This window comes from Cellulomonas sp. NPDC057328 (genome assembly GCF_042667215.1).
Lineage (GTDB): Bacteria > Actinomycetota > Actinomycetes > Actinomycetales > Cellulomonadaceae > Cellulomonas.
Map to the genome: position 1 here is coordinate 1 of NZ_JBHUZW010000147.1, position 8503 is coordinate 8503.

4 protein-coding genes and 1 riboswitch are annotated in these 8503 nt (G+C 76.6%); all 4 genes read right to left on the bottom strand.

Annotated features, from left to right (window positions below; genetic code table 11):
* Positions 1-25: 25 nt before the first annotated feature.
* The 4 genes from thiD to ACFUMH_RS17555 all read right to left on the bottom strand — a co-directional run bounded on the left by thiD (position 26) and on the right by ACFUMH_RS17555 (position 8230).
* The gene (thiD, locus tag ACFUMH_RS17540; protein WP_378208587.1) at positions 26-1552 is read right to left on the bottom strand and encodes a bifunctional hydroxymethylpyrimidine kinase/phosphomethylpyrimidine kinase; all 1527 of its coding nucleotides are present in this window, start codon (positions 1550-1552) and stop codon (positions 26-28) included.
* Entirely contained in the window at positions 1549-2217 is a 669-nt protein-coding gene (locus ACFUMH_RS17545; RefSeq protein ID WP_378208589.1) for a thiamine phosphate synthase, read from the bottom strand. Before ACFUMH_RS17545 ends, thiD begins: the two co-directional genes overlap by 4 nt.
* Positions 2214-3056: a hydroxyethylthiazole kinase gene (thiM, locus tag ACFUMH_RS17550; RefSeq protein WP_378208591.1), complete on the bottom strand. Its 843-nt coding sequence runs from the start codon at positions 3054-3056 to the stop codon at positions 2214-2216. Before thiM ends, ACFUMH_RS17545 begins: the two co-directional genes overlap by 4 nt.
* Positions 3047-3145, bottom strand: a riboswitch (TPP riboswitch). (Overlaps the previous gene by 10 nt.)
* Positions 3146-3292: 147 nt before the next feature.
* Positions 3293-8230, bottom strand: coding sequence for an ExeM/NucH family extracellular endonuclease (locus tag ACFUMH_RS17555; RefSeq protein WP_378208593.1), 4938 nt, complete (start codon positions 8228-8230; stop codon positions 3293-3295).
* Positions 8231-8503 lie beyond the last annotated feature (273 nt).

The window sequence follows — 8503 nt, forward strand, 5'->3', positions numbered from 1 at the left end:
CCCCTGAGGAGCCACCGGCACCGGATCAGGGGGCGGCGCGCCCGGCGGGCGCGAGCGCGGCGGCGCCGGCCGCCGCCGGGTCGCCCGGCCCGCCGGACGCCGCGGCGTCGACCTGGTCGAAGAACGCCACCTCGTGCTCGCACGAGCGGACGAACGCCGCCAGCATGCGTGCGCGCGTGCCCGCCCCCACCTCGAGCGCCGCGGCGTCGCACAGCCGGCGCGCCGTGTCCGCCGCCGCCGCGAAGTCCGGGTCGCCGTAGGTGGCGACCCAGTCGCCGTACGGGTGCGCCGCGACGTCGCCGGCCCGCGCGAGGATGCGCGCGCCGATGTCGGCGTAGAGCCAGTAGCAGGGCAGCACGGCGGCGGTGAGCTCCGCGTACGAGCCGCGCGCGCCGACGGCCAGCAGGTGGTCCGTGTACGCGGTCGTGACCGCGGACGCCGGGCCGCCCCACGCCCGCCCCGCACGCGACAGCCGGTCGCGGTGCAGCTGCGCCTCGACGTCGAGGCAGCGGCTCGCGCCGCGCGCCCAGAACGCCTGCGCGGGACCGTCGGGCGCCAGCTCGCTCGCCCGCGCGAGCACGCGCGAGTACGCCGCGAGGTACAGCGCGTCCTGGTGCAGGTACGCCTCGAACGCGTCGCTCGCGAGCGTGCCGTCCGCCAGCGCACGGACGAACGGCAGGTCGTCGCACGCCGCGCGCAGGTCCGCCACGGCGTCCCACGCCGCGTCGCCGAAGGGGCGCGCGCCCAGGGTCGGCGCGTGGTGCAGGTGGTCCACCGGTCCGCGCCCGGAGCCGACCGCGAGCGCCTCCCCCGCCGCGATCGCGCCCGTGAGCCACGCCTTGGCCTCGCGCACGGCCGTGACCCAGTCGGGACGGCGCGGGCGCAGGGCGGCGACGGCCGCGGACAGCGAGCAGCCGGTCCCGTGCGTGGACGTCGTCGCGACGCGCACCGCGTCGAGCTCGACGACCGTCGTCGCGTCGACGACCGCGTCGGGGCTCGCGTCACCGTCCAGGTGCCCGCCCTTGAGCAGCACCGTCACCTCCGACGCCTGCGCGAGGCGACGCGCCTGGCCGACGGCTTCGCGCCACGTGCGCGCGGTCGGCTCGCCGAGCAGCACGCCGAGCTCGGGCAGGTTCGGCGTGACGAGGTCCGCGTGCGCCACGAGCCGGCGGACGGCCTCCTCGGCGTCGCGGTCGAGCAGACGGTCGCCGCTCGTCGCCACCATCACCGGGTCGAGCACCACGACGGGTGGACGCGTGCGCGTGAGCCACGCCGCGACCTCGTCCGCGACGGCGCGCGTGCCGAGCATGCCGATCTTCACGGCGTCGACCGTGACGTCGTCGCTCACCGCGTCGAGCTGCGCGCGCAGGAACGCGACGTCGGGCACGTGGACGGCCCGGACGCCGTGCGTGTTCTGCGCGACGAGCGCCGTGACGACGGCCATCCCGTAGGCGCCGTGCGCCGCGAACGACTTGAGGTCCGCGTGGATGCCCGCGCCCCCGGTGGGGTCGGTGCCGGCGACGGACAGGACGCGGACGCGGTGCGCGCTCACCGGGTCACCGCCGGCACCGCGGCACGGGCCCAGGCGTCGACGAGCGCCGCGGCGGCGCCGCCGGGGTCGGGCGCCGCGCACACGGCGCTCACCACCGCGAGGGCGTGCGCGCCGGCCCGGCGCAGCGTCGGCGCGTCCGCGGCGGACAGCCCGCCGATCGCCACGACGGGCAGCGCGGTGGCGTCCGCCACCGCGCGCACGCCGTCCGCCCCGAGCGCCGGCCCGGCCTCGGGCTTGGTCGGCGTGAGGCGCACCGGTCCGGCGCCGACGTAGTCCGCTCCCGCGGCCTCGGGCAGGAGGCCGGGGCGGCCGACGGACACGCCGACCACCGCGTCGGGGCCGAGCAGCGCGCGCGCGTCGGCCACCTCCAGGTCGGACCGGCCGACGTGCACGCCGTCGACGCGCGCACCGCGCGACCGGGCGGCCAGGGCCACGTCGGCACGGTCGTCCACGAGCAGCACCGCGGGCGGCGCGTCGCGCAGGGCGTCGGCGACGGCGACCGCGAGCGCGACCTGGTCGCGGACGCCGGCGTGCTTGGCGCGCAGCTGAACGGTGCGGACCCCGGCGCGCACGGCGGCCAGCGCGACGGCGGCGGGCGCGTGCCCGGCCGCGGCGCACACGTCGGCGTCGAGCACGAGGTACACGCCGTCGGGCAGCCGGCTCATGCGGGCACCGCCACGCGCGCCGCGACGACGAGCCGCTCGGCGAGGTCCGCGCCGGTGAGCGCGTGCAGCTCGTCCAGCAGCGCCGGGACGAACGAGCCCGGCCCCCGGGCCACCTGCGCCGCACGCTCGGCCGCCACCCCCAGCGCCGTGCTGGCACCCGCACCGGCGGTGAGCGGGTCCGTCACGGCGGCGAACGCCGCGACGAGCCCGCCGAGCGCGCACCCCGCGCCGGTCACGGTGGTGAGCAGGCGGTCGCCGACGGCGAGCCGCACCCGCGTGCGCCCGTCGGTGACGAGGTCGACGGGCCCGCTGACCGCGACCGCGCCGCCCGTGCGGAGGGCCAGCGCGTCGGCCGCCTCCGCCGCGGCGTCCACCTCGTCCCCGGCGTCGACGCCGCGCCCGGCGGTGGTCAGGCCCGCGAGCGCGCGGACCTCGCTGGCGTTGCCGCGCACGACGGCCGGTCGCTCCGCCACCAGGCGGGCCGCGAGGCGGGTGCGGACCGACAGCACGCCGACGGCGACGGGGTCGAGCACCCACGGCGTGCCGGCACCGGCGGCGACGGCGACGGTCGGCGCGACCGCCGCCCGCTGGTCGGGACCGAGGGTGCCGAGGTTCACGAGCACGGCGCCCGCGACCGCAGCCAGCTCCTCGGCCTCACCGGGTGCCGAGGCCATGGCCGGCGACGCGCCGATCGCGAGCAGGGCGTTCGCCACGAGGTTCGTCGTCACCTCGTTGGTCAGGCACTGGACGAGCGGGGTCCGGGCCCGCAGGTCGTCGAGGGCGAGCCCCGCGCGGGCGGCGAGGTCCTCGGGCGGGCAGGGGACGGCAGGCGTCGTCATCGCGACATCCCTTCGCTCGTGCTAACGAGATCAGGTTCGACGGGTGTGATCTCAGCCCTGCCTGGTGCAGGGCACCCCGTGTCGCCGGCCACCGTAGCGCAGCGCGGGCCCCGCGCGGACATACCGGACCACCTGGCGGACCCGGCCGGTCGGGCGGCCGGGCGGGAGGCCGCCGTGCCCGGGGACGACGACGGGGGTGGGCCCCGTGGACCCACCCCCGTCGCCGCGCGCACGGGTCAGCGACGCACGGTCACCGTCCGGCTGGTGCTGCCCTCGACGTTCGCCGCGTCGTCCGGCACGAACACCGCGGTGAGCCGGTGCGTGCCGCGGCCGAGGTCGCGCGGCAGCGTGCCGACCGCGATGCCGAGCACGACGTCGGCCCGCGCCACGACCCGGTCGCCCTCGCGCAGCTCCACCGTGCCCGAGGGCAGGCGGAGCGTGTCGAGGCGGACCGTGGCGACCCACGCCGACGGCAGGAACGCGAACGGCGAGGAGAGCACGTTCAGCGTGGTGCTGCTGCCGACCTTCTCGACCGTCACCGTGACCGGCGCCGACTCCGAGCCGCCGACCGTGTCGGTGCCGGCGTACCGGGCGACGACGTCGTACGTCCCGGCCGGCGTGCCCGCCGGCAGGGTCAGCCGGGCCTGGCCGCCGCGCAGCGGCGCCGTGCCGAGCACGGTCTCCCCCGCGACGAACGTGACCTCGCCGGTGACGGGCGCGTCGGCCGTCACCCGCGCCGTCAGGCGCACCCGCGGCGCGAGGTCGCCGTGCACCTGGCTGTCCGGCTCCGCGGTGAGCGTCGTCGTGGACGCGGGCAGGCCGGCCTCGACGACCAGCGGCACCGTCACCGTCGTGCCGCTCGGCTGCGCCACGAGGGTCAGCGTCCGCGTCCCGGGCTCGGTGCCCGCGGGCACCGTGACCGTGACCGCGCCCGACGCGTCGGGCCCCTCACCCCGGGTCAGCGTGGCGGTCCCCAGCGCGACGTCGTCGAGGCGCACCTCGAGCGACGTGTTGTCCGGCGCACCGAGGCTCGTGAGGTTGAGCCCGGTGACGGGGAACGTCATCTCCGCGCCGGCCTCGACCGGGTCGAGCGCCGGCACGCCGACCGCCCGCTCCCGGAAGTCCGGCGTGAGGCCGGGGTTCGCCTGCAGGTACGCGATCCACGCGTCCCGGTCGACGAGACCGGAGTCCGCCGTGTCCTGCCCGTCCTCGAAGACGCGGAAGTTGTCGCCGCCCTGCGCGAGGAACGAGAAGGTGCCGATCCGGTACTCGGCGTCCGGGTCGAGCGGCGCGCCGTCGACCGTCACCGACGTGATGCGGTCGCCCTGCGGACGGGACGCGTCGTACGTGTACGAGACGTTGTCCGACAGCCCCAGCTGGAGGTAGGGCCGGCTCGGGACGTTGCCGTCCTCGTCCGTCTGCCACTGCTGCTCGAGCATCGTCTCGACCTGGGCGCCCGTGAGCGTGGTCGTCCAGAGGTTGTTCACGAACGGCAGGACCGCGTTGGCCTCGGCGTACGTGATCGTGCCGTCCGGGGCCTGGAACAGCTCGTTGCGCAGGCCGCCGGGGTTGACGACGCCAATCTGCGCGCCGCCCCGCTCCGGGGCGTCGAGCGTGTCGAGCAGCGCGTCCGCGACGAGGTTGCCGAGCGTGGACTCGCGGCTGCGGTCGTCGCGGCCCGTGCTCGGCAGCGGGCCCGGGCCGACGTAGCGGCCGTCGACGTAGGAGCCGCCGGCGTACGCGGTCGTGATGTCCGCCGTCACCGAGCCCACCGGCTGGTTGCCGACCTCGGCCGCGTACGCGAGCGCCGCGGCGACGATGCCCTGCACCTCGGCCACGCGCGGGAAGGCCGCGACGAGCTCGGCGTCCGCCGTGGTGGTGCGCGCGACGTTCTCCGCCGTGGACGCCGTCACCTCGCCGGACCCGCGGTCGTAGGTCAGGACGACCTTGCCGAGGAACTCGCCGTAGGAGCCGGTCTGCAGCACCGGCCGCGTCCCGTCCTCGCCCGGCACGGGCGCCTGCCACGCGTACTGCTTGTGCGTGTGCCCGGTGAAGATGACGTCGACCGCGGCGGACGTCCCCGTGACGATGTCGGCGAAGGCGCCGCCCGCGGCGACCTCCTCCTCGAGCGTCGCGCCGTCGGGCGTGCCCGCACCGGCGCCCTCGTGGTACTCGGCGACGAGCACGTCGGCCTCGCCGTTCGCCTCGTCGCCGTCGGTCAGCTGCGCCGCGACGCGGTTGACCGCCTCGACGGGGTCGCCGAACTCGAGCGACGCGACGCCGCCCGGGCTGACGAGCGTGGGCGTCTCCTGCGTGACGGCGCCGATGACACCGACCGTGACGCCGGCCATGTCGAGCAGCGCGTACTCGTCGAGCGCCGGGGTGGTGGTGCCCGCCTGGTAGACGTTCGCGCCCAGGTAGGGGAACTCGGCGTTCTCGCCGCCCGCGATCACGCGGTCGACGAGGTCGTCGTACCCGCCGTCGAACTCGTGGTTGCCCACGGCCGACGCCGCGAGGTCGAGTGCGTTCAGCACGTCGATGGTCGGCTGGTCCCGCTGGACGGAGGACGCGAACAGCGACGCGCCGATGTTGTCGCCCGCGGAGAGGAACGCCGCCGCGCCGCCCGCCGCCTCGGCCGCCGCGCGCTGCTGCTCGACCGTGCCCGCCACCTTGACGGTGTTGCCGTCGATGCGGCCGTGGAAGTCGTTGACGTTGAGGAACGTCAGGTCGACCGGGCCCGTGTTCGCGTCGCCGACCGTGAGGCCGACCACCACCGGGTCGTGGTCCGACGACCGGTACGGGCCCGGGTCGTGGTACGTCGTGCCGTGGTAGCCGTAGCGGCTGTACTCGAGCGCGATGGACTCGCCGGCGTTGATCTCCCAGACGTCGGCACCCGTCGCGCGGCCCGCGGCGGCCTCGTTGAGCAGCACGTGGTCGAGCGAGCCCGACAGGCCCTGGAACGAGTAGCTCCACTGCCCGGGCGCGAGCGTGCTCACGGCGTCGACGTAGCCGGCGTCGTAGAGCACCTGCAGCGGGTCCTCCCGCGTGTAGGCGTTGAAGTCGCCGACGAGCGCGACGGCCTCGGCGTCACCCTGCACGGTCGGCACCCAGTCCCGCAGCGCCGTCGCCTGCCGGACGCGCGACTCGTTCGACGCGCCCTGGCCGTCGCCGGCGTCCGCGTCGCCCGGCCACGGGCCGGCCGAGCCCTTGGACTTGAAGTGGTTGACCACGACGAGGACCGCCTCGCCGCCGCCCACGGGCGTGAACGCCTGCGCGATCGGCTCGCGCGCGTTCTGGAACGCCTCGCCGTCGTCGCTCTGGTCACCGAGGGCGCGCGAGGCGCCCGTGGGGGACACCGCCGCCGGCTGGTAGATGAGCGCGTTCGTGATGACGTCCTGGCCGGACGGGTCCGGCAGCTCGTCCGACGACGGCACGAACGCCCAGCGCTCCTCGCCGGCCGCCGCGTTGAGCGCCTCGACCAGCGTCGCGAGCGCCTCGTCGGCCACACCGTCGACGCGCGCGGAGTTCTCGATCTCGAGCAGCCCGACGACGTCCGCGTCGAGGCCGTTGATCGCCGCGACGATCTTCTCCTGCTGGCGGGCCAGGTCGTCCGGGTCCCAGGCGCCGCGCTGGTCGCAGCCCTCGTCCACCGTGACCGGCTCGCCGCCCGGGGTCGTGTACGCCTCGCACGACGGCGTCTGCGCGCCGAGCGTCGTGAAGTAGTTGAGGACGTTGAACGACGCGACGGACACGTCGCCGCCGACGGCCTCGGGGGCCGCCGTGCGGTCGTCCTCGAACGTCGCCGGAGCCGTGCCGCCTGCCGTCAGCGGGGCCGTCGGGTTCAGCTTCCAGGCGTTGTTGCGGTAGTCGACGACCACCGGGGCGACGAACTGGACCGCCGCGCCGACGCGGACCGGGTTCTCGGTGGAGACGTACGGCGGCGTGAGGCCGCCCGCGTCCTGGCCGAGGAAGTTCGTCGTCGCACCGTCGTCGAGCGTGACGCGGCGCGCGGCGTTGTCGGCGGCCACCGCGGCGGCCTCCGGCGTGCCGGGGCGCGCAACCTCGGTCGGCTGCAGCAGCGGCGTCGTGCCGGTCGCGAGCCCCACCTCGCCGTACTGGTTGGTGGAGTAGGTGTTGGAGACCGTGAGGTCGCCCGTCGGCAGCAGGAGCATCGACTCGAGCGCCTCGCGCGTCGCGTCGTCGGCGGGCCACGCGCCCTCGACGGGCGCCGGGGCCGGGGCCGGGTCGAGCACCGCGACGTCGGCGGCCGCGCCGACCGTCAGCTGCGTGAGGCCGTTGAACTCGGCGACCTCGCCCGTGACCCGCAGGTGCTGGCCGACCTGCACGTCCCCGGCGGTGGCGGCCGAGAAGACGAAGAGCGCGTCCGACGACGTCCGGCCGGCGGGGGCGCCGCCACCCGTGCCGGGCGTCTGCAGGACGTACCCGCGGAAGCCGCCCGTCGGGTACGCGGCGGTCACGACACCGGTCGTGGTGACGCGCTCCCCCACGTGCGGCGACGCGGGGCCGGTGCCCTGGATCTCGTTGATCGTGCGCGCGGTCGGGTCGGTCGGCTCCGGCTCCTCGCCCGGGTCCGCACCGGCGGCGGCCGGCGTCGGCGCGCCGACCGCGAAGTCGGCCGCGTTGTCCGCCGTGTTCGTGCCGTCGGCGTCGCGCGACGCCGACGTCGCGTTGCCCGTGCCCGGCGCGGGTGCCGAGCCGGCGAAGGAGGAGGCGTTCGCGCCGTAGCCGACGAGGTCGACCACCGCGGGGACGTCCGCGCACCCCGTGCCGCAGGTGAGCGCCTGCGGCGAGGACGTCAGCGCGACCTTGCCCGCGCTGCCGCTCATCGCGATGGTGCCCGTCACGTCGGGCGCGAGGTCGACGGTGCCGCCCGACCCCCGCGCCTGCCCGACGAGCAGGTGCCCGCCCGCCGGGACGCTCGCACCGGTCAGGCGCGTCACCTGCCACGACGCGCCGGCGGCCGACGCGTACTGCACCGCCCAGCCCGACACGTCGACGGGCGTGTCGCCCGGGTTGTACAGCTCGACGAAGTCCTGCTTCAGGGTAGCGCCGCTGTTGCCGCCGCCCCCGTAGACCTCCGAGATGACCACCGGGGCGTCCGGTGAGACGGCGGCCTGGGCCGCCCCTGCCGTGACGACGCCACCGGTGAGCATGAGCCCGAGCGCGGTCAGCGCCCCGGTGGTCGTCCGTCCTCGTGCGTGCACGCGAGTCTCCTTCGTCGGGGCACTGGGTGCTGCTGGGGTGGTGCGGGTGCTGCGGCGGCGACGCCGCAGCGGAGGGGTGCCGCGCGACGCTGCGCAGCGAAACGGCCGCTCGTGGCGGCCGTGGTCCACCCTGCGTGGTTCGTCCGCTCCGCCGCAACTACCCGACAGTAACCATTCGGTGAACTCGTCCCATGATGTCGGGTTCGCCGCGCGGCGTCGGGC

Coding starts and splice junctions, on each gene's coding strand:
- thiM (WP_378208591.1), bottom strand. CDS start 3,056: ATGACGACGCCTGCCGTCCCCTGCCCGCCCGAGGACCTCGCCGCCCGC.
- ACFUMH_RS17555 (WP_378208593.1), bottom strand. CDS start 8,230: ATGCTCACCGGTGGCGTCGTCACGGCAGGGGCGGCCCAGGCCGCCGTC.
- ACFUMH_RS17545 (WP_378208589.1), bottom strand. CDS start 2,217: ATGAGCCGGCTGCCCGACGGCGTGTACCTCGTGCTCGACGCCGACGTG.